The sequence below is a fragment of the Acidisarcina polymorpha genome, from assembly GCF_003330725.1.
GTDB lineage: Bacteria > Acidobacteriota > Terriglobia > Terriglobales > Acidobacteriaceae > Acidisarcina > Acidisarcina polymorpha.
The window spans coordinates 2,657,784-2,673,454 of sequence record NZ_CP030840.1; the positions used below are offsets into that span (position 1 = coordinate 2,657,784).

Consider the following 15,671-nt stretch of genomic DNA (forward strand, 5'->3'; position numbering starts at 1 on the left):
ACAGATGCGGAGCAAATCCCTATGTCATCAGATTTCGTCTTGACCCCCGGAGGCTTCAGGGCCAACCTGTATAGCGCCGACGAGGTGCGTGCCCTCAATCCGGGGGGAACGAACGATCTGCTCATCGAGACGGTGGATTGGTGCGAGCACTTTCTGGGGCGGCCGAGCAGCCTGGTGGGGCGAACCGGAAATGTGTGTCCGTTTGTGCCGCAGGCGATGATGCTCGGGTCGCTGAAGTTCTCTGTCATCTCGCTGAAGAACCGCGGGGAGAATGCGATGACCGAGATCGAGGAGATCGTCACTGCTTTCCGTGAGCATTTCCTGGCCAATGAAAAGGCTCACGGGAAGATCGATATCTTCGGCTCCTGGGTGATGATCTTTCCCGATATCACTGCGGAAGAGGCGTCGCGAGTGATCGACGTTCCCCAGCGACAGCTGAAACCTTCATTTGTCAGAGAGGGTTTGATGTTGGGTGAATTTCATCCCATCAGCCGCTCGCCGGGCCTTCGCAATTCGGCCTTTCGACCCTTGCGCAGTCCGATTCCGCTCCTGGTTATCCGACATATGGTAGAGTCGGACATTGATTTTCTCTCCCGTCCTTTCGATCCGCCGCTGATTCGCACCCAATCATTGAAGTCTTACCTGCAATTTCTCGGTTCTTCGCTCAGTGTCGCTAGTCAGGTTAAAGCGAAAGAAGCGTTGAAGATAGCTGAAGCTGATTTATCTTCCGAGACGGAACGGCGGGAGCCCAGCGCCTGTTAGGGCCTGTGAACCGGCCTTGGTTTACGAGTGGCATCTCCTGGGGACGACGGGGCTGCTAAGGAGCAACTTGAGCTCGAGCGAATTTACGGCTCGTTATCTGGCCGAAGCGGGGACGATCGCAGCAGCCGTTGATCCAGATAAGATTGGCCGGATAGTCGTCCTGCTCCGCGAAGTTCGCGAGACTGGCGGCCGAATTTTCTTTCTTGGAGCGGGTGGCGGGGCTGGAAACGCAAGCCATGCGGTCAACGATTTTCGAAAGATCGCGGGCATTGAGTCCTATTCGCCCAGTGACAATGTCTCCGAACTTACCGCTCGGATCAATGATGATGGTTGGGAGACGGCTTACGCTAATTGGCTGCGGGGAAGTCGCCTCAATGGCAAAGATGTCGTCTTTGTCTTCTCCGTGGGCGGCGGCAGTGCGGAAAAGGGCATTAGCGTCAACCTGCTGAATTGCTTGGATCTGGCGCGAGAGGTAGGCGCAAAGATTATCGGAATCGTCGGACGGGACGGCGGATACACGGCGGCAATCGGCGACGAAGTCATCGTCATCCCGGCCTTGTCTGCGGACACGGTCACTCCGCTGACTGAGAGCTTTCAGGCGATCATCTGGCACTGCATCGTCTCTCATCCCGATCTCAAGCTGCACGCCATGAAGTGGGAATCGCAAGGGTGAGTCAACGCTCGGCGATTTTTCTTGATCGCGATGGAGTGATCAACCGCAATGTTCTCGATCCCTTGACGCACGAGTATGGCGCTCCACTTCGAGCAAAGGACTTCGAGCTTCTGCCCGGAGTGCTTCCGGCGTTAGCCACCCTGCAGCAGGCTGGATTTCGTCTGTTCCTGGTTTCAAACCAGCCGAACTATGCGAAAGGAAAGAGCAGCCTTGAAGAGCTTGCCGCCATCCATCAATGTCTGGCCTCGGAACTAGGCTTCGCCGGCATCATGTTCACGGAATTCTATTATTGCTACCATCATCCGGCGGGAATTGAGGCTGGGTATTCCGGCCATTGCGACTGTCGAAAACCCTCCCCCTATTTTCTCCTGCAAGCGAAAGTCAAGTTTGATCTTGCTCTCGAGGAATGCTGGATGGTTGGGGACCGGGAGAGCGATATCGAGTGCGGGCAGGCCGCGGGGGTGCGAACGATTCGCGTCGCAGAGGACCTTTCAGCGGCCGGTGAGTCCAACCTGATTGCGGCTGATTACCAAGCCAGAAGCCTCGCTGATGCAGTTCAGATCATTTTGACCAGTCAAAAACGGTCGCTGCCGGAGCTAAGTTCCAGCTAGCGCTGGGCGCAGCAAGAAGAATGCTTCTCGACGGGAATGATGATAGAAAAGCACTTGTTCAAATTGTTTCAAGAATGTGGAACCGAAGGTGCATTTGGGACAATCCGGATCCGGTGAAGATCGATGACTCGGCAAGAGGCTTCCGCGGCTCCGACAGTGGCGATCCTGGCGGGTGGGCTCGCGACCCGCCTGCAGCCTCTCACCAATGTCATTCCTAAATCAATGATCCCGGTTGGCGGCGACCCCTTCATCGCTCATCAACTCGCAAGCCTCGCTCGTCAGGACTATCGGGATGTGGTGATTTGCGCCGGACATCTCGCAGATCAGATTGCAAGTTTCGTGGGAGATGGAGCGGCATTCGGGTGCAAGTTACGTTACTCGTTGGATGGAGAGCAGGCGCTCGGCACCGGCGGGGCGATTCGGAAGGCTTTGCCGCTCCTGGGAGAATCCTTCTTCGTGATGTATGGGGACAGCTATCTGATGCAGCCGCTTGCGCCGGTCTGGCAGGCCTTTCGGCAATCTCGAAAAGCGGCGCTGATGACCATACTGCGCAACGAGGGCCGATGGGATGCGAGCAACGTGGAATTTCGTGGTGAAGAGATCATCCGCTACGACAAGACCGGCGATCGAAGCGGGATGCACTACATCGATTATGGTGTAGGTTGCATCCGCGCCGACGCCTTTTCGAGTTGGGTGAACGAAGGCGTGGTGAGCGAGGAATGTTTCGATCTCTCCCGGTTTTATCAGGATATGACGAGCAAGGGTGAGTTGGCCGCCTTTGAGGTAAAGGACCGTTTCTATGAAATCGGCTCTCCTCAGGGATTGGCAGAGACTGACATGCTGATCCGGCAACTTCATCGGCGAGAAGTAGACCAATGATCCTGACGCGAACGCCCCTCCGCATCTCGATCGGAGGTGGAGGCACGGATCTGCCGTCTTACTATCGCGAGTTTGGCGGCTTTGTCGTTTCGGCGGCGATCGACAAGTACGTCTATGTCGGCGTCAACAGGAACTTTCTATCCGGATACATTTTGAAGTTTTCTGAGCTTGAGCACTCATCGTCGCGAGAGGCAATCCGTCACCCTTTGGTACGGGAAGCACTGAGGCTGCTGGACGTTGAGGACGGACTGGAGATTGTCAGCATCGCGGATGTTCCAGGAGGAACCGGCCTGGGATCATCCGGCAGCTTTTTAGTGGGGCTGTTGCATGCGCTTCATACTTACCAAGGGGTTCAGCCGAAGAAAGCCGTGACTCCCGAGACGCTGGCGACGGAGGCCACGGAGATCGAACTGACCCGGCTCAAGCGACCGGTCGGCAAACAGGATCAATTTATAGCGGCATACGGCGGTTTGTTGTGTCAGGAATACCATCCGGACGAAACGGCGACGGTCACGCCGCTTCGAATTGCACCCCGAGCCATTGCAGAGCTCGAGAATTCTCTCATGCTTTTTTTCGTGGGACAGACGCGGAGTTCCTCACTCTTGCTTGAAGACCAAAGGCGCAAGTCTGAAGAGGGCGACTCGAAGATAATCGACAGCCTCCACTTCGCCAAACAGCTGGGGCTCGAAATACGTGACCTGCTTCAAGCCGGCGAGGTGCGATTCTTTGGACCGTTGATGCACGAGCACTGGCTGCGAAAGAGGGCTCGCTCTTCCGGAATTTCTACCCCTTCTGTTGATGAGGCATATGAACTTGCTATGCGAGAAGGAGGCGCGACCGGCGGCAAACTGGTAGGCGCCGAGGGGGGCGGCTTCTTACTCTTCCAGACCGAAGATCGTAGCCGGCTTCGGCTGGCGATGGCGAAGACGGGGATGAAAGAGATGCCATTTCGCTTCGATTTCGAAGGTTCGGTTGTAAATCTGCGCCATCCTTTCGGAGCCTCTACAGAAGGCGATAAGACCGGCTCCTAGAAAAAGGCACGCAGCGTTCGCCTGCAGTGAGACTCCTGGGCTGAGACATCCATCTACAATAGAAGAACAGAATCAGAAGCGGGACAGGAACAGCCAGGCTGGTTGGGAGAATCTGCCCTGGGGCACAGCCGTCGACGGCGGCGTTCGTTAAATTATGATTTCGAAGCTCCTTATCCCTTCCTTACGGCCCGAGTTCTACCCTACATTCAAGAAACTGCCCGGTCTAAGCAACTGGAAGCATGTTCGGGAGGCACGAGGTCCATTGATGAAGCAAGAGTTAGCGATCGCCAGGAGCGTTTATGTGGCGACACTGATGATGACGGCCTTCCTCGCCACCCTTTTCACCGCTGGTTGTGAGAAAGCAAAGAGCGATCCGGCGGCGGAGGCTCCTCCTGCAGCGTCTGTGGAGCATGTGAACGATCAGAATGTGTTCCAGGTAGATAAGCCGGAACGGTTTCCCTTGGTAGCGGCGATAGCGCATGAAGCGACTTCAACCCTCAACGTAACGGGGGCGGTCAATCCCGATGTTTCCCGAGAGATTCCTGTGGTTTCTATCGCCTCGGGACGGGTTGTGGCGGTCCATGTCCGGCTAGGCGACTACGTCAAGAAGGGCCAATTGATTATGGAGGTGCAGAGCACCGACATCAGTGGCGCGTTTGACCAGTACCTGAAAGCCGTGAATGACGAACATTTGGCCAACACGCAACTGGAGCGGGCCAAAATTCTCTACGAGAAAGGCGCGATCGCCAAGAGCCAGCTGGACATTGCTCAGGCTGGCGAGGATGACGCCAAGGCTGACCTGGTTGCGGCGGAGCAGCAGCTTCATGTTCTGGGCATCGACAAGAATCATCCCGGCGAGACCGTCAAGGTCTATTCGCCGGCATCCGGCTTCATCATTCAACAGAACGTGACCGAAGCGTCCACTGCCGGAGTTGCGCTCGCGGGTTCGCCGAACGCCTTCACGATCGCCGATCTCTCCCACGTCTGGATCATCTGCGATGTTTACGAAAACGACATTGCTACGGTGCGCCTCGGACAGGACGTCGATGTGCGGCTGAACGCGTATCCCAACCGAGTGCTGAAGGGAACAGTCGGCGACATCGGCGCCGTCCTCGACCCGACTATCCGCACTGGCAAAGTTCGTATCCAGGTGCAGAACCCGGGTAACCTGATGCGTATCGGCATGTTCGCGACAGCAACCCTCCACGGCAAGAGGCTGGAGACGCATACTGCGGTGCCCGCCTCTGCGGTGCTGCACCTGCACGATCGCGATTGGGTCTATGTACCGGATGGCGACGGCAAGTTTCGACGGGTGGGGGTCGAAGGCGGAGACATGTTGCCAGGCAACATGCAGGAGATCAAGTCCGGACTGAATCAAGGCCAGCAAGTGGTGTCGAACGCCCTCGAGCTGCAAAACTCGGCGGAGCAATAGATGATTCGTGGTCTGGTCGACTTTGCGCTCAATAACCGCTGGCTGGTGCTTGGATTCGCTATCCTGCTGTTTGCCTGGGGTATCGTCTCGTTCCACAATCTGCCGGTGGAGGCGTATCCCGACGTCGCCAACAACTACGTCGAGATCATCACCCAGTGGCCCGGACGCTCGGCGGAAGACATCGAGCAGCAGGTCACGATCCCGGTCGAAATCCAGATGGCCGGCATCCCCCACCTTCAGCATTTGCGGTCGTTTTCGCTTGGCGGTCTCTCCGACGTCAAGCTGATCTTCGATGATGACTCCGTCAACGATTGGAACCGGCAGAAAGTTGGCGAACGGCTCAACCAGGTGAATTTGCCGGCTGGTCTGCAGCCGCAGATGGGTAGCGACTGGAGCCCGGTCGGGCAGATCTATTGGTATACGCTGACCAGCACCAATCCTGAATACGACAACATGGAGCTGAAGTCGATCCAGGACTGGCAGCTCGAGAAACAGTTCAAATCAGTTCCCGGCGTTGTCGATGTTTCGAGCTTCGGGGGGATGACACGGGAGTATCAGGTACGCGTCGATCCCGACAAGTTGATCGCTTACGGCATCAGCATCGGCCAGGTGGAGCAGCAGCTCGCCAACAACAATATCAACGCTGGTGGCGAGTTCATCGAGCAGGGAATGCAGCAGATCAACGTCCAGGAAGCGGGTCTGGTCCGCAACGTCCAGGACATTGAGAATACGCTGCTGAAATCACAGTCAGGAGCGGCGCTTCATCTGCGCGACATCGCGACGGTGGCGCAGGGCCCGAAGATCCGGCTGGGACAGATCGGGAAGGCGATCCATAAAGAGGACGGGAAGATTGTCGACTTGGATGACACCGTTGAGGGCATCGTCCTGCTGCAAAAAGGGGAAGACTCCGATAAGGTACTTGAAGGTATTCACGCCAAAGTCGATGAATTAAACAACCACTTCCTGCCGCCGGGAGTGAAGATTGTTCCCTTTCTCGATCGCAGCGATCTGCTGCATTTCACCACCCACACGGTGCTTCATAACCTTACTGAAGGCATCGTCCTGGTTGTCATCATTCTGTTTTTCTTTCTGGGAAATATCCGGGCGGCGTTGATCGTCTCGCTGACAATCCCGTTCTCGCTGTTGTTCGCCTCGATTTGTCTGGACCTCCGGCACATTCCCGCGAACTTGTTATCTCTCGGCGCACTTGATTTCGGCATGGTCGTTGATGGCGCAGTGGTGATCGTCGAGAACATTGTTCGCCACCTGAATCGCAAGAACGACAAGCACGAGACGGTGATCGAGCAAATCCGCGATGCGGCGCACGAAGTTCAGCGCCCGGTGTTTTACGCGATCGGCATCATCATCACCGCCTATCTCCCTATCTTCACGCTGCAAGCGGTAGAAGGGCGCCTATTCCGGCCGATGGCCTGGACGGTCGCCTTTGCGCTTCTGGGCGCGCTGATTTTTTCCTTGATTCTGGCGCCGGTGCTTTCCAGCTTCCTGTTCTCGAAGGGGGCGAAGGAATGGCATAACCCTCTCATGGCATGGCTAACCGACCGCTACCGTTATGCGGTCACCTGGGCAATCGAGCACCGCTATGTGACGGTTGGGGGTGCGGTCCTGGCCCTCTGCATCACTGCGTACCTGGCCTTTGGCGGGGTTATCGGTTCGGAGTTCCTGCCCCACCTCGATGAGGGCGCCATCTGGGTGCGCGGCACACTGGCGCCGAGCACCGGTCCGACTGAAGGTATAGCCGTTATGAATAAGGCGAGGGTTGTTCTTTCGGCGTTCCCCGAAGTGATCAAGGTTATAAGCCAGGTTGGCCGTCCCGACGACGGCACCGATACGACCGGCTTTTTCAATACCGAATACTTTATTGACCTGAAGTCGAAGGCGCAGTGGCGCGGTGCTTTCCGTCAGGACAAAGAAGAGTTGATCGGCGCCATGAATCGCGAACTCGAGAAGATGCCAGGAGTGAACTGGAGTTTCTCCCAGCCTATCTCCGACAACGTCGAAGAAGCGGTCAGCGGGGTGAAGGGTGAACTCGCCGTGAAGCTTTACGGCGACGATCTGAAAACATTGGAGGCCACCGCAGATAAGGTCGTCGATGTGATGAGTCGTGTCCAAGGCGTTGCCGATCTTGGTTTATTCCGCGTGATCGGCCAACCCAACCTGACCTACACCGTGAACCGACCGGCTGCAGCCCGTTTTGGAATCAATGTCACCGATGTGCAGGATGCAATCCAAACCGCCGTCGGCGGCGGCGCGGTCACTCAGGTGCTGAAGGGAGAGGCCCGCTACGACCTGGTAGTTCGCTATCAAAAGCCCTACCGCGATACTCCTGAAGCAATCGACAACATCCGCCTGCTCTCTCCTTCTGGCGAACGAGTCTCGCTCGCGCAACTCACCGACGTTGCAACGGTGGATGGCGCTGAAGAAATCTACCGTGAAGCGGGACAGCGTTACGTCGCGATTAAATACAGCGTTCGCGGCCGCGATCTCGGCAGCACGGTGGAAGAGTCGATCCGGAAAGTCAACGCGGAAGTGAAGCTGCCCCCAGGCTATAAGTTCGACTGGGCTGGCGAGTATGAAAGTCAGAAGCGTTCGTCGAAGCGGCTGATGCTGGTGTTGCCGATCACGATCATCATCATCTTCGTGATCCTGTACACCATGTTCAAGTCGGGCAAGTGGGCGCTGTTGATTCTCGGCAACGTGGCGATGGCGCCTCTCGGTGGCATGCTGGCCCTGCTTTTGACGCACACCAACTTCAGCGTCTCATCGGGGGTAGGTTTTCTGGCGTTGTTTGGCGTTTCGGTGCAGACCGGCGTGATCATGCTGGAATACATCAACCAACTGCGAGTGCGAGGGCGTTCGATCGAGGAGTCGGCGATCGAAGGTGCGGTGCTGAGATTGCGCCCGATTATGATGACCATGCTGGTGGCTACTTTAGGGCTGCTTCCCGCGGCGACCTCGCATGGCATCGGTTCGGACTCGCAGCGGCCCTTCGCGATCGTGATTGTCGGCGGGCTGCTGGCGGCGCTGAGCATCAACGTCTTCCTGCTTCCGACGCTGTACGTTTGGATTGCGGGAGAAGGCGATGTTCTACCGACTCCGGAAACGGAGTTCGAAAACTAATGGCGCAACTCCGTTCCGTGCTAACCCATCTTCGCGGCGTCGTTCAAGGCGCTCGGCAAACTGTAACCGCTGTTGGATCTTATTTTCCGGCACGCGGCTTTGCACTCTTACTTGCATCCTGCATAGCCAGCGGAGTCACAGCGTGGGCACAGGCGATACCGCCAGCTCCTGTGGCCGCCAATGCTCTGACATTGCAGCAGGTTATCGAGCTTGCGCGCACCAAAAATCCGAACCTGCTCGCCGCGCAACAAAATCTGCTCTCCGTGAGGGCGCAGGAGATTCAAGCCGGTGTGAGGACAAATCCAAACTTGACGGGGGTGGGCACGGACGTCACCAATAGCGCCAGCAACCCGGCCTCGCCTTACAACTACGGTGTCCAGGTGTCTCGTCTTTTTGAACGCGGGGAAAAGCGCAGGTGGCGGCTTGACACGGCCCGCTCCACGACCGACCAGACGCGAGATCAGTACGTGTTGCAAGAGCAGCAAACGATCTTTGCTGTAAAACAGGCATTCACCTCGATGCTGCTGGCGAAGGCGGCGGTGAAGCTTGCCCAAGACAACTTAAGGGATTTCAGACGCCAACTGGATATCAACAAGGCGCGCTACGATGCCGGGGACATCGGCAAGCTGGACTACGAGCGGCTGGATCTGCAGATGGCACAGTTTGAGACAGACGAATCGAGCGCGGAAGCCAGTCTGAGCCAGACGAGCTATCAGCTGCAGACACTTATTGGGAGCGACCACCCGAATAACTCCTTCGACATAGCTGGGGACATTGTTCCGCCGGGGGTGACTTCTACGCTGACTGACCTGGAGCAGAGAGCGCTGGCGGCGCGGCCGGATTATAAGGCTGCACAGGCTGCAATCCGGGTCGCTGACGCCGAGGTCAAGCTGGCCTACGCGAATGGCACAACGGACCCGACACTCGAGGGTGAGTACGACCGCGTCGGGACCTATAACTCGGCTGGCTTCAACATCAGCATCCCATTGCGAATTTTTGATCGAAACCAGGGAAATAAGGAGACCAGCAAATACGTTGCGCAGGCGAGCCGTTTCTCGGAAATAGCAGCGCGCAACCAGGTGTATTCGGATGTGGATCAGGCATGGGTTGGCTACACGACTTCGAAGGTCCTGGCCGACCGCTACAACGGTCATTATCTGGACGAGGCAAAAGACGTGCTCTCGATTGCCGAATTCGCTTATCAGCACGGCGGTCTCGGCCTGATCGACTATCTCAATGCTCTGCAGGATGATCGCACCACCACGCTGAATGCGCTGAACGCCTATGCGCAGACCTGGATGGCGATTCACCAACTGAGCTTTGCGACGGCGACCGAAGTTATTCCTTAAAAGGAACTCATTTCCTGGGAAAGAGACCTAGGCGCCTGCTATTCTGCCTTCTGGCTCAGCTACCTGGATGTCAGGTTCGAAAGTAGACTAGAAGAAGAACCGGCTTTTGCGAGTTGGTCAAACCTGGTCAAAGAGAGAAGTTGAAATGAGCACGAGCGAGCTTGATCGACCCCAACTTGATCAAACCAAACTTGATCGACCCGAACTCGATCGAACAAGGACAGAGATCCTAGAGTGGCTCGAGAAGGAAAGTGCGAAAGCCGCTGACTCTTCGAAGCTGTTTCAGCAGACCGTTGAGGCGATCCACGCAAAGCTCCCGACCTACAACTGGGTGGGCTTTTACATGCTCGATCCAGGCGATGCTTCGATGCTGGTTCTAGCGCAGTTCGCCGGCGCGGCGACCGAGCACACGCGCATCCCGGTTACTGAGGGGATCTGCGGCGCGGCGGTCGCTCAGGGCGAGACAGTGGTGGTCGATGATGTCAGCTTGGATCCGCGCTACCTCTCTTGTTCGATCGAGACGAAATCAGAGATTGTGGCTCCCATTCGAGTGCATGGCTCGATCGTCGGGGAAATAGACATCGACAGCCATACCGCCGCCGCTTTCAGCGCGGCCGATCGTCTTTTTGTGGAGCGCTGCGCCGAGATTTTGGGCGGCTCTCTGGAATCTGCGGCAACGTCGTCTAAGATCGTTTCGAAGTAGCGCTGCGATTGCGTCCCACGGGAGTGGCAGCAACAAGCGTCAGATTCTGGCAATACGGGTTTGAGAGATTGTTGTCACTGATCGCCGACCTATTGGAGAACCATCCTATGAAGAAGTTCGGGTATTTTGCTTTGATTGCGGTTCTGCTGGGCACCTCAGCGTTCGCCGAAAAACAAACGAACCAGGCCACGTTGAGAGACGTACAGCCAACTAATTTCGGACCGGCCAAGAAGAAGCATCAACAATATGATCTTTCCATCCTTGTGCCAGGCCGCAGCTATCAATGCCGTACGCCGGACAACAGGAATTTCAATGCCACGGACTTCCTCGTCGGTTCCATGATCACCTTCACGGCGAATGGGAAATCGGGCGAAGTGAAGACCGCTGCGGGTAAAAAGGAGAAGTGCACCATCACCCGGGTCGAAGATGCCCCGACCCAATAGAACCGAGGCACTTGCCCTTGAGTGTGCCTCGTCGCCCGGCCGACTTACGGCGCTCTGTTTTACGAAGCGATATCGTTCAGAATCACGTAGTCAAGATCACTGCCGAGGGTGTTGGTGGCCTTGCGGAAAACCGCGAGCTTAGTTTTGTAGGAGCGCGCGACCATGACCACGGGGCCCGCCTGGGAGGCGAGTTCCTTGACTGCTGGGGATTCCTCGATCGAGGGCACATCAAGGATCACCCATTCGCACTTCGACTCGCCAAAAGCGATGAGTTTGTGTAGGCTGGCACGCTTGTTCAAGAGCTCATTGTCGGGCATCGGCGCGCCGACGCTGGTCACGGCAACCCCGGTTTCGCCGAGTAGAAATGTGACTTCTTCCGGAGTCGCTTCACCCCTTAGTACCGACTCGACGCCGCGCAGCGTGGGGGGAGCGCCAAAGACGAAGCGGTATCTGGGGCGCATCAGGGTCAACTCGGCGAGGAAGACAGAATGGCCTTTCGCCGCCAGCGCGAGCGCAATATTGACGGACGTAACGGTCTTTCCTTCCCCCGGCGCGGGGCTTGTCACCAGCATCCGTTTCCGTGGCCACGCGCGACCGAGAATCTCATCGACGATTTGCTTATAACGGCGAGCGGCTTCGCCTTCCGGGTCGGTGACGAAGACGAAGCCATCTTTGGCAGACATGTTAAGAGTGGAACTGCCTTTTCCGGCGACTCGCGGCTTTTCCTGAACAAGTTGTCCGTCGGGGGCGGGAAAGTCTTTCAATTTTGCTAGTGCGTAGGCAAATGAGAGGCTATTCAGCGATGACCTCATGTCTTATCCTTGGGATCCCACCGAGATACATGGCGGATGCGGGAAGTTCGTGGCGCAGCATGCCCTCATCTCTGATGGAGGGGTCACGCCGCTCAGCAAACCAAGCCGCAAAAAAGGCGACCAGGATTCCGAACACAAGGCTTAAAGGTAATAATAACTCGATCGCGAAGATCGCAGGGCGAGTTGTAATCGACGCCCGTTGAACGAGGATGAATGGAGAAGACCCAAGGCTCGACGAATCGCCAGCGACTGCGCCGGGATCCGGCGAGAGGTGCGTGGTGGCATTGGCATTGAGGTGCTCCGGCGCGGGGCGAGCGTCGTTGTTGTGGTCAGCAGGCCTGGCAGCTCCATCTGAGCGGCGGGCTGCTGCCAAGCCGGCCTGCAGGCGCGTTGTCTCCTGTTGATCCTGTTGCAGGCTTTCCTGAAGATTGTCCTGCGCACTTTGAGCCTGGGCGATCTGAGTTGAGATTTGTTCAAGCTCCGCTGCTGCTGCCTTGGCCGCTGCGGCGTGGGCCTCCGCCGATGCTTGCGCCGTCACCGAAGCCTTGGTGGGCCGCGGGGCGATGGCGGCGATTCTGCTGATATCGAGTTGCAGGTCCTGCACTTTATGGCGAGCAGCAACGACGTCAGGATATTCATCCGTGTAGCGGTCGCGCAATTGCGCGAGCTCCTGCTGCGCCCTTGTCAGTTCCTGATGGAGACGTTCTTCCTGAGGATCCGGCTTGATTTCAACGGGCGGCTGAGGCGGTTGCGAGGCTACCTCATTCTTGTGCCGGGCCGCTTGAAGTTCTTGCTGCAATTCAGTGAGGGTGGCAGTGTTCTGATCGAGGGCCTGCTGCAGAGTGACTCCTCTGGCAAGGCTGGACTGCAGCTTATTGGAGAGGACGGCGATGGAAGCTCCATTGGAATTGCTACTGGAGTTGCTCTGCGGCGAGTTAGCGAGCGGCAAGTTTCTCTGCCGGTGCTGCGTACTGCCAGGCTCGGCAAAGGGCTCGATCGTGGGTAGGATCACAGGCGCGTAGAGCGAGTCGGAGTTGCTCGCTGACTTCGCTTTAACGTTGCCGGCGGCTTTTGTGAAGCCGTCGGTGATCGCGGTGGTGACGCCGAGTACCTGCGTGAGGTCGGTCCCGGTGTAGGTGATGAGGACGGCATCGCTTTTTAGATCAGGCCCAGGAACGGGTTGCAGCGAAATCTGCGAAGCAAGTTCTGATGCGGCCCGCGAGATCTCTCCGTTCCTGGTCATCTCCGGATAAAGATGAAAGCGCGTGACGATGCCTGTCCAGTCCTGCTGAGCGGCAACGCGGCGGATCAGGGCAGCGGTATAGGAGGTCTGATTCTCGGCAGCTGGAACCGGAAGCGGATCCGGAGCTGGCTGGCTCAGCGACGCATAGAGCGGATTGACCGCGAGCGTCGCCGATCCGCTATAGTGCTTCGGATAGATCTCTCCCAGGGAGAGCCAGACGAAAACCCCGAAGACAAAAGCAGCAAACGCGGGCCGTCTATGATTGCGGAGCAAGAGCAGCCAATCTTTGCCGATGCGGGCCACAATCGCGACTGGTCTTTTGTGTCTCGATGTCATTTGCGGGCCTGAAGGGTCTGCTGATTTCTTTTTGGTGACCACCAAAGAGTAAAAGTCACCACGTCCCGATTGTCTCCACCGGGAATTCTGGAGACCTGATAGTGGCGATAGGCGGTCTCCTGCAAGAAGCCCTTACCAAGAGGATAGCTGATAGCAGCCTCCCCAAAGGTACCGTTATAACCAATCTTTGTTTTAGGATCGGTGCCGTAGATGGCGGCTCCGCTGAACCGGAGGCTGGTGTTGCGGGTGAACTGGTGGCGAATGCCGGCGCCGGCGGAGTCGAGCAGCGCGAGATTCTCGACCACACCGTCGCTTAGATCGCGATTTCCGGTCAGGTAGACATCATCGCGATTCCCGGCGCGAATATATAAAGATGCATCTCCGGTGAATTGCACCGACTTGCCGCACTCGCTGGATGCTCCATTGGCGGTGCCGTTGACGCTGAGCGAGGCGCGCGAGCCCCACTGAAACAGGCCGAGCATACCTGCGCCGCCGAGGGTACATGGGGTAGGTCCGGTCTGGTGGGCACCGCCGGCTTCGAAGCCCACGGCGACGTTGCGACTGGTAGCGTGGAGGTAGTCGGCGCGACCGCGCACCGTCTGTACGTCGACACCATCATCGGAATAGTAGCGGAGCGTATGGGCAGCGGAAAAATCCCAGCTGGATCGCCGCGATTCGGCGGTGCGCAGCTTGAAATCTTCCTGCTGATCGACAATGTTGCCGCTGTGCAGACCGTAGGCGACGGTGTCCGTCACCGGCGCTTCAGTGTTGCCGACGGTGCGGTAATCGAGGGGAGCGAAGACCCGCAGAGTGTCATTGCCGTAGGCATTGGTCGCGCTTCCTTGCCAAAGCCAGCGGGCATTCAACTGTCCATTAGCCCGAAGGGCAGCCCGGTTGAGGCCCACAAGATTTGAGCCATTGAGCTGGAAATTGCCGAGCGCCCCGCCGTCTTCGTACATAAGTTCCCAGCGGCGGCGCTGAATATAACCCGACAGAGCGCCGGCTCCGGCATAAGCATTGGCGTCGTTCGGCTGATTGAAGAGCAGTCCGCCGACTCCTCCGACAGCGAAGGTGAAGTGATTCCGGCCTTCATTTTCGGTCGGTAGAAAGCCAGGGCCGCCTTGTACCGTTGGACCATTGGCGAGACTCATCGTGTTCCAGTGGTCCACGGTGCGAATGTCGGCCCAGCAAGGGCTTCCGCCCCCGTCCTGCTGGAGCGCGGAGGAGAGAGTATCACCACAACTGCCGATGTCGTCCAATGGGCCTGCATCGGCGTCACCAGGGTCATAGTTGGCGCCGCCGGGATTTGGCCCGGGGTTGCTCGTGCCCGGGTCAAGGGCCGCATTATCGATTGCTGCCGGCCTAGGGTTGGGACCAGAGGCCGCGTACTGACCGCTCATCGGCTCTGCGCACAGGACTGCGATGCTGAAGAGCCCTAAGCAGAAGGCCGCTTTTTGAGTTCCTGCCTTGCTCGTTGTTCTCATGGAACTACCACCGTGTCGCCCGGGATGAGCCCGATATTTTCTTCCAAGTGCTTACCAGCGAGAACCATCTGATAATTGACCTTGATCCTGACGCCACCCTCCTGGTGCAGGACGTAGACTTCTTTCCTCTTCGCGAATTCCGTGGGACCACCGGCGCGGGCGATCAACTGCACGACGTTCATTGGGCTGATGAGGGGGTAGGCGCCGGGATGCTGGACCTCGCCGGTAACGTAGACGATCCGGCTGTGAATTTCCTCGATAATGACGGTCACGCGGGGATGCTTGATGAACCGGGACAACTGCTCGGCGAGTTGGCGCTGTGCAGCATCCGGTGTCATTCCGGCTACGGGCAAGTCCGAAATCAGAGGAATTGAAATTTTTCCATCCGGGCGCACCACCGCGCTGGTGGAGAATTGCGGCTCCTCAAAGACTGAAACCCGCAGGACGTCCCCGGCCCCGATGCGGTAGTCGGGGCCAACTGGCACCGTCGGGCGAGCCTGGAGAGTGACTGACTGCTGAGTTCCGGGCGAGGACGGATCGGCCGCAGACCCAGAGACGGCTTGGCCGTCTGAGGGCGACTGACCCTCAGCACCACTTATCAGACAAAACGCGAACAGGGAATAAAGTAAGACAGGACCGCTTAACTGCATGTGATTGAATCCCGGCGCGATGGCCTTATATCAAGTACGACGCGTCAGCAAAATCGGATTTCGCGCTCTTGGAATTGCCCCGATAGTAGCACGAAAGAGTGCTTATCTAGTCAATATTCAGAGCG

At 57.4% G+C, this 15,671-nt stretch carries 14 protein-coding genes; 10 read left to right on the forward strand and 4 right to left on the reverse strand.

What is annotated here, in order from left to right; all coding sequences use genetic code 11:
- Window positions 1–21 precede the first annotated feature (21 nt).
- The 10 genes from ACPOL_RS11400 to ACPOL_RS11445 all read left to right on the forward strand — a co-directional run bounded on the left by ACPOL_RS11400 (window position 22) and on the right by ACPOL_RS11445 (window position 11,021).
- Window positions 22–762, forward strand: coding sequence for a DUF6875 domain-containing protein (locus tag ACPOL_RS11400; RefSeq protein WP_150132959.1), 741 nt, complete (start codon window positions 22–24; stop codon window positions 760–762).
- A gap of 67 nt (window positions 763–829) precedes the next feature.
- The gene (locus ACPOL_RS11405) at window positions 830–1,435 is read left to right on the forward strand and encodes an SIS domain-containing protein (RefSeq protein ID WP_114207177.1); all 606 of its coding nucleotides are present in this window, start codon (window positions 830–832) and stop codon (window positions 1,433–1,435) included.
- A complete protein-coding gene (locus tag ACPOL_RS11410; protein WP_161557301.1) occupies window positions 1,432–2,046 on the forward strand; it encodes a D-glycero-alpha-D-manno-heptose-1,7-bisphosphate 7-phosphatase in 615 nt (204 codons plus the stop codon). Before ACPOL_RS11405 ends, ACPOL_RS11410 begins: the two co-directional genes overlap by 4 nt.
- A gap of 123 nt (window positions 2,047–2,169) precedes the next feature.
- Window positions 2,170–2,925: a sugar phosphate nucleotidyltransferase gene (locus ACPOL_RS11415; RefSeq protein WP_114207179.1), complete on the forward strand. Its 756-nt coding sequence runs from the start codon at window positions 2,170–2,172 to the stop codon at window positions 2,923–2,925.
- Window positions 2,922–3,956: a GHMP family kinase ATP-binding protein gene (locus tag ACPOL_RS11420; protein ID WP_114207180.1), complete on the forward strand. Its 1,035-nt coding sequence runs from the start codon at window positions 2,922–2,924 to the stop codon at window positions 3,954–3,956. Before ACPOL_RS11415 ends, ACPOL_RS11420 begins: the two co-directional genes overlap by 4 nt.
- A gap of 265 nt (window positions 3,957–4,221) precedes the next feature.
- Window positions 4,222–5,388, forward strand: a complete 1,167-nt coding sequence (locus ACPOL_RS11425; protein ID WP_236657406.1) for an efflux RND transporter periplasmic adaptor subunit — start codon at window positions 4,222–4,224, stop codon at window positions 5,386–5,388.
- Entirely contained in the window at window positions 5,389–8,526 is a 3,138-nt protein-coding gene (locus ACPOL_RS11430) for an efflux RND transporter permease subunit (RefSeq protein ID WP_114207181.1), read from the forward strand. It abuts the gene before it with no gap.
- A complete protein-coding gene (locus ACPOL_RS11435) occupies window positions 8,526–9,875 on the forward strand; it encodes a TolC family protein (protein WP_114207182.1) in 1,350 nt (449 codons plus the stop codon). The genes ACPOL_RS11430 and ACPOL_RS11435 overlap by 1 nt, the downstream gene beginning before the upstream one ends.
- A gap of 145 nt (window positions 9,876–10,020) precedes the next feature.
- A complete protein-coding gene (locus ACPOL_RS11440) occupies window positions 10,021–10,578 on the forward strand; it encodes a GAF domain-containing protein (protein ID WP_114207183.1) in 558 nt (185 codons plus the stop codon).
- Window positions 10,579–10,685: 107 nt separating this feature from the next.
- Entirely contained in the window at window positions 10,686–11,021 is a 336-nt protein-coding gene (locus ACPOL_RS11445) for a hypothetical protein (protein ID WP_114207184.1), read from the forward strand.
- A 59-nt stretch (window positions 11,022–11,080) separates the two neighbouring features.
- On the opposite strand, the gene ACPOL_RS11450 is transcribed toward ACPOL_RS11445, so the two are convergent.
- From ACPOL_RS11450 to ACPOL_RS11465, 4 genes are read right to left on the reverse strand one after another with little or no spacing between them, the layout of a single operon-like run.
- Window positions 11,081–11,833, reverse strand: coding sequence for a P-loop NTPase family protein (locus tag ACPOL_RS11450; protein WP_114207185.1), 753 nt, complete (start codon window positions 11,831–11,833; stop codon window positions 11,081–11,083).
- The gene (locus tag ACPOL_RS11455) at window positions 11,814–13,412 is read right to left on the reverse strand and encodes a GumC domain-containing protein (RefSeq protein WP_114207186.1); all 1,599 of its coding nucleotides are present in this window, start codon (window positions 13,410–13,412) and stop codon (window positions 11,814–11,816) included. Before ACPOL_RS11455 ends, ACPOL_RS11450 begins: the two co-directional genes overlap by 20 nt.
- A complete protein-coding gene (locus ACPOL_RS11460) occupies window positions 13,409–14,896 on the reverse strand; it encodes a hypothetical protein (RefSeq protein ID WP_114207187.1) in 1,488 nt (495 codons plus the stop codon). The genes ACPOL_RS11455 and ACPOL_RS11460 overlap by 4 nt, the downstream gene beginning before the upstream one ends.
- On the reverse strand, window positions 14,893–15,546 hold the full coding sequence (locus ACPOL_RS11465) for a polysaccharide biosynthesis/export family protein (RefSeq protein ID WP_114207188.1): 654 nt from the start codon (window positions 15,544–15,546) through the stop codon (window positions 14,893–14,895). The genes ACPOL_RS11460 and ACPOL_RS11465 overlap by 4 nt, the downstream gene beginning before the upstream one ends.
- Window positions 15,547–15,671 lie beyond the last annotated feature (125 nt).

Bases quoted from the DNA above. Each gene is read 5' to 3' on its own strand.
- ACPOL_RS11400 (WP_150132959.1), top strand. From the start codon at position 22: ATGTCATCAGATTTCGTCTTGACCCCCGGAGGCTTCAGGGCCAACCTG.
- ACPOL_RS11415 (WP_114207179.1), top strand. From the start codon at position 2,170: ATGACTCGGCAAGAGGCTTCCGCGGCTCCGACAGTGGCGATCCTGGCG.
- ACPOL_RS11420 (WP_114207180.1), top strand. From the start codon at position 2,922: ATGATCCTGACGCGAACGCCCCTCCGCATCTCGATCGGAGGTGGAGGC.
- ACPOL_RS11425 (WP_236657406.1), top strand. From the start codon at position 4,222: ATGAAGCAAGAGTTAGCGATCGCCAGGAGCGTTTATGTGGCGACACTG.
- ACPOL_RS11430 (WP_114207181.1), top strand. From the start codon at position 5,389: ATGATTCGTGGTCTGGTCGACTTTGCGCTCAATAACCGCTGGCTGGTG.
- ACPOL_RS11435 (WP_114207182.1), top strand. From the start codon at position 8,526: ATGGCGCAACTCCGTTCCGTGCTAACCCATCTTCGCGGCGTCGTTCAA.
- ACPOL_RS11440 (WP_114207183.1), top strand. From the start codon at position 10,021: ATGAGCACGAGCGAGCTTGATCGACCCCAACTTGATCAAACCAAACTT.
- ACPOL_RS11445 (WP_114207184.1), top strand. From the start codon at position 10,686: ATGAAGAAGTTCGGGTATTTTGCTTTGATTGCGGTTCTGCTGGGCACC.
- ACPOL_RS11450 (WP_114207185.1), bottom strand. From the start codon at position 11,833: ATGAGGTCATCGCTGAATAGCCTCTCATTTGCCTACGCACTAGCAAAA.
- ACPOL_RS11455 (WP_114207186.1), bottom strand. From the start codon at position 13,412: ATGACATCGAGACACAAAAGACCAGTCGCGATTGTGGCCCGCATCGGC.
- ACPOL_RS11460 (WP_114207187.1), bottom strand. From the start codon at position 14,896: ATGAGAACAACGAGCAAGGCAGGAACTCAAAAAGCGGCCTTCTGCTTA.
- ACPOL_RS11465 (WP_114207188.1), bottom strand. From the start codon at position 15,546: ATGCAGTTAAGCGGTCCTGTCTTACTTTATTCCCTGTTCGCGTTTTGT.